Below are 13,935 nucleotides of genomic sequence, written 5' to 3'. Positions count from 1 at the left end.
GTTGTTTAGTTCGCGGAAAAATTCTCTACCCGCGTACTCAATTTTTAGTACATCGTCACCAATTATAAGCTAAAAACTTAAAATCGTTCAGGTAATTGAGAGAATTTTTTTCGCATAATTTAGCGCCTTGTCGATAACTTCCTCGATAGACATACTGGTTGAATCCAATATTAATGCATCTTCAGCCGGCGCTAATGGCGCAACTGCCCGGTTACGATCGCGATAATCACGCTCCTGTATCTCGGACAAAAGACATTCAAAGTTAACACTAAAGCCTTTTTCCTGCAACTGTAGCATACGTCTGCGCGCGCGTTCTTCTGCACTGGCATCAAGGAATATTTTTACCGGAGCATCAGAAAACACCACGGTTCCCATATCACGGCCATCGGCAATCAAGCCCGGCGCAACCCGAAAAGCACGCTGACGCCGTAACAACGCTTCACGAACCCGCGGGAAAGCAGCCGCCTGCGAGGCAGTATTACCAACCGTTTCAGTACGGATCTCATTACTGACATCCTCGCCTTCAAGCATCACACTGAGCTTTCCTTTGCCAGGGACAAAACGTACATCAAGATTAGCAGCCAGAGGAACTAACGCATCTTCAGACTGGATATCCACCTGATGATGAATCGCGGCCAGCGCCAATACTCGATAAATAGCGCCTGAATCAAGCAATTGCCAGCCTAAAGCCTCTGCCAGTACCTGACATAACGTTCCTTTACCTGCACCGCTTGGCCCATCAACAGTTATTACTGGGGCTATCGCCACCATTATTGTTCTCCTTTAGCATGGCAAGTTAACACGTCACCAGATGCTGAATATTTACTCAATAAAATAATCAATATCTGCCGTTTATTATATGCACTCACAGAGTGAACGAAATAAGCGCATGCCATGTAGATAGATTTTAATCAAAAAAATACGCTCTATTGGATCATAATAATCGATAATTATGACTTTCGCTGGCTTAATCTCTCCAATTGATTGAAATAATCAGGAAAGGTTTTCGCTGTACAACCTGGATCGAGAATGGTAACCGGTGTATCGGACAGCGCCACCAACGAAAAACACATCGCCATTCGGTGATCATTATAAGTACCAATTTCAGCAGGTAATAATCTTGGTGGTGGTGTGATGCGAATGTAATCAACCCCCTCTTCCACCTCTGCGCCGACTTTACGCAATTCAGTTGCCATCGCATGGAGCCGATCCGTCTCTTTTACCCGCCAATTGTATATATTGCGAATGACAGTCTCCCCTTGCGCAAACAACGCGGTGGTGGCAATGGTCATAGCAGCATCGGGGATCTCATTCATATCCATATCAATGCCAGTGAGGGTGCCGCGTTCACATTCAACAAAATCATCACCCCAACGAATTTTCGCCCCCATCTTCTCCAGCACATTGGCAAATTTGGTATCCCCTTGCAGGCTATGTTTACCAATTCCGGTCACCCGCACAGTGCCACCTTTAATTGCTGCGGCCGCCAGAAAATAGGAGGCAGAAGAAGCATCACCTTCAACCAGATAGTGACCCGGAGAAACATATTGCTGTCGGCCTTTAATATGGAAAATCTGATATTGATCGTGATCTATGGTAACACCAAAACTTTTCATCAATGCCAGAGTGATATCAATATAAGGTTTGGAAACCAATTCCCCTTGAATATGAATCTCAGAATCCTGTTCCGCCAATGGCGCCGCCATCAGCAATGCAGTCAAAAATTGGCTGGAAACACGGCCATCTACCGTCACTCTGCCGCCAACAAAACCCCCTTTGATATGTAACGGCGGATAATTTTCTTGCTCCAGATAATCGATTTCTGCGCCCCCTTGACGCAAAGCATCCACCAGATGACCAATCGGACGCTCTTTCATTCGAGGTTCGCCGGTAACAACGACGTCACTTTTGCCCAAGCATAACGCGGCGGTTAAGGGGCGCATTGCCGTGCCGGCATTACCCAGAAACAGTTCTATCGGGCCTTTATGGGTAATCACCCCTCCAATACCGTCAACTTCACAACGGGTACGATCATCAGATAAACGATAACTGACACCCAACGCAACCAAGGCATTGAGCATATGGCGAATATCATCGCTGTCCAACAAGTTAGTTAAGCAGGTAGTACCTTTGGCAAAAGCCGCTAGTAATAGCGCACGGTTAGAAACACTTTTTGACCCTGGCAGGTTAATAGTTCCACTAATGGAGGAAATAGGTTGTAGCATCAGGGATTGCATAAATAACAGGCTCTCCAATTCTCAATTAGGTTATTTTAATTATAAGTGAGTCATTTTTACGTTTGAGGAAATATTTTTTACCTTAAATTAGGCCGGGAACCGTTGTTCCCGGTAATAGTTGGTAAATTAGCCGTTACGACGCTCAAAATCAGCCATAAAATCAACTAAAGCCTGAACCCCTTCTATCGGCATCGCATTATAAATGGAAGCACGCATACCACCGGAAATCCGGTGTCCTTTCAGTGCCTGCAACCCTTGTGCATCAGCCTCTGCCAGAAATTTACTGTCCAGTGAGGCATCTGCCGTCTGGAACGGTACATTCATCAAGGAACGATTTTCAGGGGTAATCTGGTTGCGATAAAAATCACTGTTATCAATGGCACGATAAAGCAATTCAGCCTTAGCCTGATTACGTTTTGCCATCTCTTGTACCCCGCCTTGCTCTTTCAGCCATTTGAAGACCAAACCAGAGAGATACCAGGCAAACGTTGGCGGAGTGTTGAACATGGAGTCATTCTCTGCCAGAACAGCATAGTCCAAAATAGACGGGGTTTCTTTGCGAGTTTTGCCTAATAAATCTTCACGCACAATAACCAATGTGATACCAGCCGGACCAATATTCTTCTGCGCTCCCGCATAAATCACACCGTAGCGGCTCACATCCAATGGCCCGGAAAGAATAGAAGAAGAATAGTCGGCAATAATAACTTTATTATCATCAAAATCCGGCTGTTCATAAATGGCGATACCATCAATAGTTTCATTCGGGCAATAATGAACATAAGCCGCATCATCGCTCAATGACCATTCATGCATTGGCTTAACGCTTTTCAAACCATTAATTTCAGTTCTGATATTAATCACATTCGGCGTGCAGTATTTTTTTGCTTCTTTAACTGCACATGCGGCCCAATAGCCGCCATCAATATAATCGGCTTTAACATTGTCACCCAACAGGTTCATCGGGATAGCGGCAAATTGACCGCGGGCGCCGCCATGACAGAACAACACCTTATAGTTTTCAGGCACTGACAAGAGATCTCGCAGATCATTTTCAGCTTCCTTTGCTACCGCGATAAATTCCTTACCACGGTGACTGATCTCCATAATTGAAGTCCCAATACCATTCCAGTTGCAAAGCTCCTGTTCAGCTCTGCGCAATACTTCAACCGGTAACATAGCGGGACCTGAACTAAAATTATATACCTGATTCATTTACCTCACCTTATTCTGACGAAATAACAATGATTGATAACAATAAATAATCTGATATATCGGTTGTACCATTCCCATTTCATTGCTGCAATGGTTATTCAAACGTTGAACAAAACTATAGCAAAAATAACCAATAAACTTGTTCATTCTGCGCTATTACAGGTGAACTGCTTATTTTTTCCCTTTTTTATCTACAGCTATGAGAGGAAGGAATAATGTGAGTGGTGAAAGAGATGCTGAACCACTGTAGAACAAACTACGATCGTGTTCTTCGTTGAGTTGCATAACATCAAACATCGTGGAACTCATTCTGATCGTAGCAAAGAGCGGCGCCGTGCGAATGCATGTTCAAGTGCCTGAGTAGGTTCCAGTGGATTCAGCAATGCCTGCGCAAAACATTGCTGATCGAGCAGAGACAAACAGAGTACTTCTGACTGCTCAATTGCGCGCTGCGCAGCATCCTGTGCAGCAGATACAACAAAATCAGTCATAGTACGTCCTTGAATTTCAGCGGCCCGTTTAATCAGGGCATGTAGATCAGGACTCATACGCGCCTCAAAACGCGCGGTGGAAGTAGCCATAATAGACCTCAATTAAAATTATCCGACAAATTTCAGTACAAATAATATATTAGCTACTTCTTTGAGCAGAATGCTACCTTCAATTGCTAGTTTTAATCAGCGCGTTCCCTCGTTTGGTGCAAACCGGACTGCATTTGCCCCCTCCCACACTCCAAATATTAAAGGGCCTTAACTACATTGGCGACTAAGAGCATATGATTACTGAACTTATATACCTTATGGATTTCAAGATGCATCACAACGGCAAGGGAGTGAATCCCCGGGAGCACAGAGAACTATGTGACCGAGTGCAGCCAACAAAGAGGCAACTTGAAAGATAACGGGTATACCAGATCAAAATCGCCACTGGGTTAATATTATGCAGCCTTTAGTTCTCCACTTATCATTTAGGTTCAGAATTTAAATAAATAACTCTATCAGCACTTTGGATAGTGGATTCACTATGAGCAACAATGATTCTAAATAAATTTTGTAAAGTAAAGTATATATCCTGGCTAAAAAGGATTTAAATATAAGCAGATAAGAAAACTTTTCTCATATTATACGAAAGGTATTTTCGGAAAAAGAGGAGGAAATATTAGGGCGCATTTTGCACCCTAATTGTTATCTCTGAATCACGAATTAATATTTCACAAACATTTCGTGAATTTTCATCGGATCACGTGTTTCAGTCAGTGCTAACTGTAAAAGTACTCTGGCCTTTTGCGGATTCAAGCGTTCAGAAGCGACAAAGCCATGCTTGCTATCATCCACTTCCGCATCCTGAGTAACATAACCTACCGGTACACGGCTTGCTCTTACGACCACAACTCCATCTTTAGCCGCCAGGGACAAAGTGTCGAAAATCGCCTTGTACATATTACCGTTGCCCACACCGGCGCTGACAATACCTTGGTAACCCGCGCTCAGAAACGCTTTCGCCGGCAGATCGGACGCATTGGCATAGTTATAAACAATACCTACTTTCGGCAGTTTATCGAGTTTACTGACATCAAAAATAGCTTTATTAGCTCTCGGTTTCGCATCAGCGTAATAATTGACTTTGCCATTATGAACAAAGCCCTCAGCACCAGCATTAATTGGCTGGAATGCCTGAACTTCGGTGGTGCTCATTTTCACCACAGTGCGCCCACTGATAACCGAATCATTCATTGCCATCAACACACCACGTTTGGCTGATGCTGTATCACCGGCAACAACCACAGCGTTATACAGATTTAACGGGCCATCGGCGCCAAGCGCCGTAGATGGGCGCATCGCTCCAACCATGACAATCGGTTTCTGGCAGTGGGTAGTCAGATCGAGGAAATAAGCAGTTTCTTCCATCGTGTCAGTACCGTGGGTGATAACAAAACCATCGGTCTTATCACAACCAGCGTTGATTCTTTTCGCTAACGTTAACCACACCTGATCATTCATATCTTGCGAGCCAATACTCACCACCTGCTCACCTTTTAGGTTAGCGATATTTTTGATCTCAGGAACAGCATTGACTAATTCATCAATGGCAACTCTTCCAGCAACATAGCTGGACTGGGTTGCAGATTTACCGCCGCCAGCAATCGTGCCTCCCGTCGCTAAAAGCGTAATATTTGGTAAAGCAAAAGCAGAACCACTAATTAATGCCAATAAACTGGCTAAAGCTGTGTGTTTCATCTTTTTCATGCTTCTTCCTTAATAAAAAATATCCTACTAGATTATGGATGATGATAACAATAAATCTGTGATACATACCAGACTTTAGCTACTGAAAAAAAACTCGTATGATGAGCGCCCCATAACCAGCACTCATAAGTGAATACCATGACGCAAACCTTTATTCCCGGCAAAGACGCCGCACTGGAAGACTCGATCAACCGTTTTCAGCAAAAACTGCAACACCTTGGTTTTAATATCGAAGAAGCTTCATGGCTGAATCCGGTTCCTCATGTCTGGTCAGTTCATATTCGCGACCGCGATTGTCCTCTCTGTTTTACCAATGGCAAAGGCGCAAGTAAAAAAGCCGCTTTAGCTTCTGCTTTAGGGGAGTATTTTGAACGCCTGTCAACTAACTATTTTTTTGCTGACTTCTATTTAGGAGAAGCTATCGCGAACGGTGATTTTGTCCATTATCCCAATGAAAAATGGTTTGCTTTACCGGACGATGATTCTCTACCAGAAGGCATTCTGGATGACCGGTTACACCAATTTTATAATCCTGAAAATGAGTTATGCGCCAGTCAGTTAGTCGATTTGCAATCAGGTAATGAAGAGCGTGGTATCTGCTCACTGCCATTCACCCGCCAATCTGATCATCATACCGTCTATATTCCTATGAATATTATTGGCAATCTTTATGTCTCCAATGGTATGTCAGCCGGCAACACGATGAATGAAGCCAGAGTTCAGGGACTATCCGAAGTTTTTGAACGTTATGTGAAGAATCGTATTATCGCCGAAGGTATCAGCCTGCCAGAAATTCCCCAAGAAGTGATGAATCGTTATCCTGATGTTGTTGCCGCAGTCAGCAAATTACAGGATGAAGGTTTCCCACTCTATTGTTATGACGCCTCCCTCGGTGGGCAGTTCCCGGTTATTTGCGTGGTGCTGTTTAATCCTAATAATGGGACTTGTTTCGCCTCTTTTGGTGCGCATCCTGAATTTGGCGTAGCGTTGGAACGAACTGTGACCGAGTTATTACAGGGCCGCAGTTTGAAAGATCTGGATGTGTTTAATGCACCGACTTTCGATAATGAAGAAGTAGCAGAACATACCAATCTGGAAACTCACTTTATTGATTCAAGCGGTTTAATCAGTTGGGATTTGTTTAAACAAGATGCTGATTATGCGTTCGCTGACTGGAATTTCAGCGGTACGACCGAAGAAGAATTCAGCACTTTGATGGCTATTTTCAAACAATTGGATGCCGAAGTTTATATTGCTGACTATGAACACCTCGGTGTTTATGCCTGCCGTATTCTGGTTCCGGGGATGTCTGATATTTATCCTGTGGAAGATTTACATCTTGCTAATAACACGATGGGAACCCATCTGCGGGAAACTTTATTAGCGTTACCGGATAGCCAATGGCAAGCCGAAGAATATCTGGCACTGATTGAGCAATTAGATGAAGAAGGTTTAGATGATTTTACCCGTGTCCGTGAATTGCTTGGCATCGCTGTAGGTAAAGACAATGGTTGGAGCAATTTACGGATTGGTGAATTGAAATCCATGTTGGCATTGGCTGGCGGTGATTTGGAGCAAGCTTTAATTTGGGTAGAATGGACCCAAGATTTTAATGCGTCAGTCTTTACTACCGAACGCGCTAATTATTATCGCTGTTTGCAAACACTGCTTTTACTTGCTCTGGAAGAGGATAAAGAGCCTGCACAATATTATCAAGCATTCGTAAAAATGTATGGGCAAAATGCTGTTGAAGCAGCATCAGCCGCTATTTCTGGTGAACACTGTTTTTATGGCCTGTGGTCAGTCGATGCAGATTTAAAATCACTGCCCGCTCATCAGGCTTTATTAGCCGCTTATGAAAAGCTGCAAAAAGCAAAATGCGATTTCTGGAACGCAAAATAAAATTTTAGAAAAGACGATGCAATAATTAAAAGTAAAATTCAGGTTAAATTAAATTTATTTTCGACAACAAATAAACAACAATTTAGCCTGTAATTTTACTTATCAAACTTCCTACCAATGGATTAAATAAAAAAATATTATAATTTTTAAAAAATTTTTATTTCATTAAAATCAATAAATTAATTGTAATTTCCACCATTTTCATTCGCTAAAACAGCGTCTATTTTCAGAGGATTATGATCTATATCAAATTCTCCTCTTTAAGCCTTTGTTACTATCGTTACGCACCGTAACTTATTAATGATAAAGAGAATGTTGGTATGAAAGCTGACACCCCCTTTAACCTATTACCACCTGCGGTAATGACACAAGTCGCCGATGATATCGGCGTTTATAAGACCACTAAACCTGTTGCCATTACCTATCTGTCAGCAATAACTGCCGGGGTTTTTATTTCCATTGCATTTGTCTTTTATATTACCGCGACGACAGGAACCGCATCTATTTCTTATGGGTTGGCTAAATTAGTTGGCGGAATCTGTTTCTCTCTTGGATTAATGTTAGTTGTCGTGTGTGGCGCAGATTTATTTACTTCCACTGTGCTAACGATTATTTCCAAAGCCACCGGACGTATAACTTGGTATCAGATGATTAAAAACTGGATTAACGTTTATTTCGGTAATTTAATCGGCGCGCTATTTTTCGTCGCCATTATCTGGTTTGCCGGTCAATACCGTGTTGCCGATGGGCTATGGGGCTTGAATGTTCTGCAAACAGCAAACCATAAAATGCACCACTCTTTTATTGAAGCGCTATTTTTAGGCATTCTCGCCAATTTAATGGTTTGTCTCGCTGTTTGGATGAGTTATGCCGGACGTAGTTTAATGGATAAAGTATTTGCCATGATTTTGCCAGTAAGTATGTTTGTTGCTAGCGGCTTTGAGCACAGTATTGCGAATATGTTTTTAATCCCGCTTGGCATTATTATTAAGCACTTCGCACCAACTGAATTCTGGATTAACGTGGGTGCGACGCCTGAGCAATTTTCTCAACTCACCATTTCACACTTTATTACTGGCAATTTAATTCCAGTCACTATTGGTAACATTATCGGCGGCGCTGTTTTGGTGGGTTTAACTTACTGGTCAATTTATCTGCGTAGTGAGCAAAAATATTAATTCGCTCCCTTATTTAGTTTCTTAAAAGTTCGATTATTATAAAGGTAGAAGTATCATGGCTGAATTAAATAAAAAATTCTCTATAGCATGGCAAAATTTTAATCCGGGGGATTGGCAGAATGAAGTCAATATTCGTGACTTCATCCAAAAAAACTATACGCCATATGAGGGTGATGAATCTTTCCTGTCAGGTTCGACAAAAGCAACCAATATATTATGGGAAAAAGTCATGGAAGGTATCAAAATCGAAAACCGCACTCATGCACCGGTCGATTTTGATACTGATGTTGCTGCTACTATCACCTCTCACGATGCAGGTTACATCGAAAAAGATCTGGAAACTATTGTTGGCCTGCAAACGGAAGCTCCACTGAAACGCGCGCTGATCCCATTTGGCGGTATCAAAATGGTGGAAGGTTCATGTAAAGTTTATGGCCGTGAACTCGATCCTAAATTGAAACAGATTTTCACCGAATACCGCAAAACGCATAATCAGGGAGTTTTCGATGTTTACACGTCAGATATTCTGAAATGTCGAAAATCCGGTGTTCTGACAGGTCTGCCTGATGCCTATGGTCGTGGTCGCATTATTGGTGATTACCGTCGTGTTGCGGTATATGGCATCGATTTCTTGCGTGAGGATAAATTAGCTCAGTTCAATTCATTGCAAGAAAAACTGGAAAACGGTGAAGATCTGGCAATGACGATTCAATTGCGTGAAGAGATCGCTGAACAGCACCGCGCTCTGGGCCAGATTAAAGAGATGGCGGCTAAATACGGCTATGATATTTCTGGCCCCGCCACTGACGCTAAGGAAGCAATACAGTGGACTTATTTCGCTTATCTGGCGGCGGTTAAGTCTCAAAATGGCGCCGCGATGTCTTTCGGCCGCGTATCCAGTTTCCTGGATATCTACATCGAACGTGATCTGAAAGCAAGTAAGCTGACAGAAGTTGAAGCACAAGAATTGATTGACCATCTGGTGATGAAACTACGCATGGTTCGTTTCCTGCGTACCCCTGAATATGACGAACTGTTCTCCGGTGACCCAATCTGGGCAACAGAGTCTCTGGCGGGTATGGGATTGGATAACCGCACACTGGTGACTAAAAACAGCTTCCGTTTCCTGAATACCCTATACACGATGGGTCCATCACCAGAACCCAATATGACCATCCTGTGGTCCGAAAAACTGCCGATAAATTTCAAAAAATTCGCGGCGAAAGTTTCCATCGACACCTCATCTTTACAGTATGAAAACGATGATCTGATGCGCCCTGACTTCAACAACGATGACTACGCTATTGCTTGTTGTGTCAGCCCGATGATTGTGGGTAAACAGATGCAATTCTTCGGCGCCCGCGCGAATCTGGCTAAAACTATGCTGTACGCCATTAACGGTGGCGTGGATGAAAAGCTGAAAATGCAGGTTGGCCCGAAAGAAGAGCCCATGAAAGATGCAGTGCTGGATTACGACAAGGTGCTGGCCCGCATGGACCACTTTATGGATTGGCTGGCAAAACAGTATGTTACCGCACTAAACATCATTCACTATATGCATGATAAATATAGCTATGAAGCTGCACTGATGGCGCTGCACGACCGTGATGTTTACCGTACTATGGCCTGTGGCATTGCTGGTTTGTCTGTCGCCGCTGACTCGTTGTCTGCCATCAAATATGCCAAAGTGACACCAATTCGTGATGAAGATGGTTTAGCGATTGACTTCAAGATTGAAGGTGAATACCCACAATTTGGTAACAACGACTCACGCGTCGATGATATCGCCTGTGATCTGGTTGAACGTTTCATGAAAAAAATCCAGAAACTAAATACTTATCGTAACGCGGTACCGACACAATCCGTTCTGACCATCACCTCTAACGTGGTATATGGTAAAAAAACCGGCAACACCCCCGACGGGCGTCGCGCTGGCGCGCCATTTGGACCCGGAGCCAATCCAATGCATGGCCGCGATCAAAAAGGCGCTGTCGCTTCTTTAACTTCTGTAGCTAAACTGCCCTTCGCCTATGCAAAAGATGGTATCTCTTATACCTTCTCTATCGTACCAAACGCGTTAGGCAAAGATGATGAAACACGCAAAACTAACCTGACTGGTTTGCTGGATGGTTATTTCCACCATGAAGCAGAAACTGAAGGGGGTCAGCATCTGAACGTCAACGTGATGAACCGTGACATGCTACTTGATGCCATGGAAAACCCGGAGAAATACCCTCAGCTAACCATCCGGGTATCGGGTTATGCCGTGCGTTTCAACTCATTGACTAAAGAGCAACAACAGGATGTGATCACCCGTACCTTCACCCAATCTATGTAATAATTTGTTAGCAAAGGCCCTGAATTCTGGGGCCTATATTCGTTTATCCTGCCAGTTTTGGAGCAAACCTGTTATGTCCGTACTTGGTCGTATCCACTCTTTCGAATCCTGTGGCACCGTTGATGGCCCCGGTATCCGGTTTATTGTTTTCTTTCAAGGTTGCCTGATGCGCTGTCTCTATTGCCATAACCGCGATACATGGGATACCCACGGCGGCAAAGACGTAACTGTTGAAGAATTGATAAAAGAAGCGACAACCTATCGTCATTTTATGAACGCTTCTGGTGGAGGGGTTACTGCATCGGGTGGCGAAGCCGTTCTGCAAGCTGAATTTGTACGTGACTGGTTCAGAGCCTGTCGCGCCGAAGGGATTCATACTTGTCTTGATACTAATGGATTTGTCCGCCGCTATGGTCCGGTTATTGATGAATTAATGGATGCAACAGATCTCGTTATGCTCGATTTGAAGCAACTTAACGATGAAATCCATCAAAAATTAGTCGGTGTTTCCAATCATCGCACTTTGGAATTTGCCCGCTATCTGGCTAAACGTAACCAGAAAACCTGGATTCGTTACGTTGTGGTTCCAGGCTGGTCCGATGACGATGAATCCGCTCATAAGCTAGGTGAATTTACCAAAGATATGCAAAATATTGAAAAAATCGAACTTCTGCCTTATCACGAACTCGGTAAACATAAATGGACGACTATGGGGGAGGAATACCAGTTGGAAGGTGTGAAACCGCCGGCAAAAGAGGCAATGGAGAGAGTGAAAAACATTTTGGAAAGTTATGGTCATAAGGCTGTATATTGAAATCCAAATTAAATTAAATAATTTAATGAATTTGATATTAAGAAAAGTCATAGTTAGTGGATAATTATTAATTTCCTACGGATATAAAGATGTCTAATATCATATAATTAATACTAAAAGGAAAGAAGCAAGGTCTAATATCTGACGGATGCTCATTGACAGAATCAATAGAAAATCTTTGCCAAATAGGCCAGACTGACGCCATGTCGTAATAAGGCGCGAGCCGTTTCCAGCTTACCTTCCTCTCGGTCTTCTGTTTGGCCTTGCTCAATACCTCGCTCAAGCCCTTTTTGTTCAAGCTGTTCTGCAATAGTCATCAACATCGTTTCATGCTCCGGAGATTGTTGCTTCAGTCTGACCGGTTTCAACTTCGCCCGGTAAACGTAAAAATCCCCTGTGTAGCCATCACTTTGAATAAGAACAAAAATGCCGATCTTGAATATCGGCATTTTGCTGTATAAAGAGAAGATTAATTTAATGCTTTAACGCTTCAATTTTATCCCGGCTCAGTCCGGTACTGGTGACAATAATATCCAGGCTGACGCCATGCCGTAATAAGGCTTGAGCCGTTTCCAGCTTACCTTTCTCTCGGCCTAGTTCAATACCTTGCTCAATACCTTGCTCAATACCTTGCTCAATACCTCGCTCAAGCCCTTTTTGTTCAAGCTGTTCTGCAATAGTCATCAACATTGTTTCATGCTCCGGAGATTGTTCAATCAGTTGATGGACAAATTGGGAGAGATCCAGCGTATGTCCATTCAGTAAAATATAGCTTAACACCACATTGCGCTGCTCGGTTGTATTATACCCCGCATTCAAGAGTTCCACCAATTGGGGGACCCATTCCAGCATATCCCGGCAGCGGATATGTTTTTGCACCAACTCCATCAGCGCAACCCCTTTATGTGTCAGGATTTCTTCATCGCTGAGTACACTGACGTCCACCAACGGAAACGCCTGACGGTATAAGCGAGCAGCCTGTTCAGGGAGCGTAAAGCAATCCAGCCACCGGTTTGAGTAAGGATAAGGACGAACCTCACCATGATAAAACAACAAAGGCGCCACCAAAGGGAGTTCAGTATGGCCTTTTTTCAGGTGAGCCGCCATCGCTGACATGGCGTAATACATCAACCGCCAGGCCATCAACGGGTCAGGGGTGGACTGATGTTCAATCAGGCAATAGATATAACCCTGTCCCTGAACCGTTTCAACCGAGTACAGCACATCACTGTGCAGTTGGCGTAAATGCCGGTCCACAAAACTGCCAGGCTCCAGTTTTAATGTGGCCAAATCACACAACGACTGGACCTCTTCGGGCAGATAAAGGGATAAAAATTCCCTGGCCGTTTCAGGCTGGGTTAAAAAATGTTTGAATAAGGCATCATGATGAGGCCGTTTTTCTTTCTTTGCCACAATCTGTTTCTCTGTCTTATCAGTTAGTCATCGCCACTCATTGTCAACGCTATAATATCTCTAGAAAACCCGCAACCCAGTTACAAAAAACATCTTCCCAGATTTTCTCAGGAAAATCTTTACCGAATGCATTAATATAATGCGCCTAAAGAATCAAATACCAGAAAAGAAGAAACGAGGAAATATTATATTTACAACAACCACTCAATAAAAGCTATTTATTTAGATGAGTTTTTAATTTGCATTCACATAATAATAAAAACCTTATCAAAGCATCAATTAATTATATTTATGTTAATAACATTCAATTCACCAGAAAATTAAAGTATTAATTTATAGATAAATAATTACACCTTATTTTTCCGAAAGACAAAAACACATCCAGAAAATAAACGGACAATTAGTATTTGCATTGAAGAAGATTTATAACGGATTTTGCCAATAATCTACGTTTTAACACACACTAAAAAAATCCCCTTACAAGTAAAAATAAACCTTGACTTATAATTTCAATTGTATATTTTTAGTACATAACACTATATTAAGCCAAATTTCAAAGAACAAGTTACTCATTATGGATGCTTTAGATGAA

The 13,935-nt window shown here is 42.8% G+C and carries 10 protein-coding genes and 1 pseudogene; 4 read left to right on the top strand and 7 right to left on the bottom strand.

Annotation, left to right across the window (positions count from 1 at the left end):
- Positions 1-87: 87 nt before the first annotated feature.
- From cmk to ansB, 5 genes are all read right to left on the bottom strand, one after another.
- The gene (cmk, locus tag OO184_RS14610) at positions 88-771 is read right to left on the bottom strand and encodes a (d)CMP kinase (protein WP_265379817.1); all 684 of its coding nucleotides are present in this window, start codon (positions 769-771) and stop codon (positions 88-90) included.
- A 179-nt stretch (positions 772-950) separates the two neighbouring features.
- Positions 951-2,237, bottom strand: a complete 1,287-nt coding sequence (gene aroA, locus OO184_RS14605; RefSeq protein ID WP_265379816.1) for a 3-phosphoshikimate 1-carboxyvinyltransferase — start codon at positions 2,235-2,237, stop codon at positions 951-953.
- 126 nt (positions 2,238-2,363) lie between these two features.
- A complete protein-coding gene (serC, locus tag OO184_RS14600; RefSeq protein WP_265379815.1) occupies positions 2,364-3,452 on the bottom strand; it encodes a 3-phosphoserine/phosphohydroxythreonine transaminase in 1,089 nt (362 codons plus the stop codon).
- Between the two features lie 305 nt (positions 3,453-3,757).
- The gene (locus OO184_RS14595; RefSeq protein ID WP_265379814.1) at positions 3,758-4,033 is read right to left on the bottom strand and encodes a type II toxin-antitoxin system TacA family antitoxin; all 276 of its coding nucleotides are present in this window, start codon (positions 4,031-4,033) and stop codon (positions 3,758-3,760) included.
- 621 nt (positions 4,034-4,654) lie between these two features.
- Complete coding sequence (ansB, locus tag OO184_RS14590) at positions 4,655-5,698, bottom strand: L-asparaginase 2 (protein ID WP_265379813.1); 1,044 nt, start codon at positions 5,696-5,698, stop codon at positions 4,655-4,657.
- A 138-nt stretch (positions 5,699-5,836) separates the two neighbouring features.
- On the opposite strand from ansB, the gene ycaO reads away from it, so the two are divergent.
- From ycaO to pflA, 4 genes are all read left to right on the top strand, one after another.
- Positions 5,837-7,600 (top strand): 30S ribosomal protein S12 methylthiotransferase accessory factor YcaO, encoded by a 1,764-nt coding sequence (gene ycaO, locus OO184_RS14585; RefSeq protein WP_265379812.1) that lies wholly within the window; start codon positions 5,837-5,839, stop codon positions 7,598-7,600.
- Positions 7,601-7,920: 320 nt separating this feature from the next.
- A complete protein-coding gene (gene focA / locus OO184_RS14580; RefSeq protein WP_265379811.1) occupies positions 7,921-8,778 on the top strand; it encodes a formate transporter FocA in 858 nt (285 codons plus the stop codon).
- Between the two features lie 55 nt (positions 8,779-8,833).
- Entirely contained in the window at positions 8,834-11,116 is a 2,283-nt protein-coding gene (pflB, locus tag OO184_RS14575; RefSeq protein ID WP_265379810.1) for a formate C-acetyltransferase, read from the top strand.
- A gap of 73 nt (positions 11,117-11,189) precedes the next feature.
- Positions 11,190-11,930, top strand: coding sequence for a pyruvate formate lyase 1-activating protein (gene pflA, locus OO184_RS14570; RefSeq protein WP_265379809.1), 741 nt, complete (start codon positions 11,190-11,192; stop codon positions 11,928-11,930).
- Between the two features lie 164 nt (positions 11,931-12,094).
- On the opposite strand, the pseudogene OO184_RS14565 reads toward pflA, so the two are convergent.
- Both OO184_RS14565 and OO184_RS14560 read right to left on the bottom strand, forming a co-directional pair.
- Positions 12,095-12,286, bottom strand: a pseudogene (locus tag OO184_RS14565) (hypothetical protein); the annotation flags it as partial.
- Positions 12,287-12,404: 118 nt separating this feature from the next.
- A complete protein-coding gene (locus tag OO184_RS14560; protein ID WP_265379808.1) occupies positions 12,405-13,343 on the bottom strand; it encodes an Rpn family recombination-promoting nuclease/putative transposase in 939 nt (312 codons plus the stop codon).
- Between the last annotated feature and the right edge of the window lie 592 nt (positions 13,344-13,935).

The sequence above is a fragment of the Photorhabdus aballayi genome (genome assembly GCF_026153155.1).
In the GTDB taxonomy this organism is placed as follows: domain Bacteria; phylum Pseudomonadota; class Gammaproteobacteria; order Enterobacterales; family Enterobacteriaceae; genus Photorhabdus; species Photorhabdus luminescens.
The sequence above is the reverse complement of the archived record's forward strand: the minus strand, read 5'-3'. Positions and strand labels throughout refer to the sequence as shown.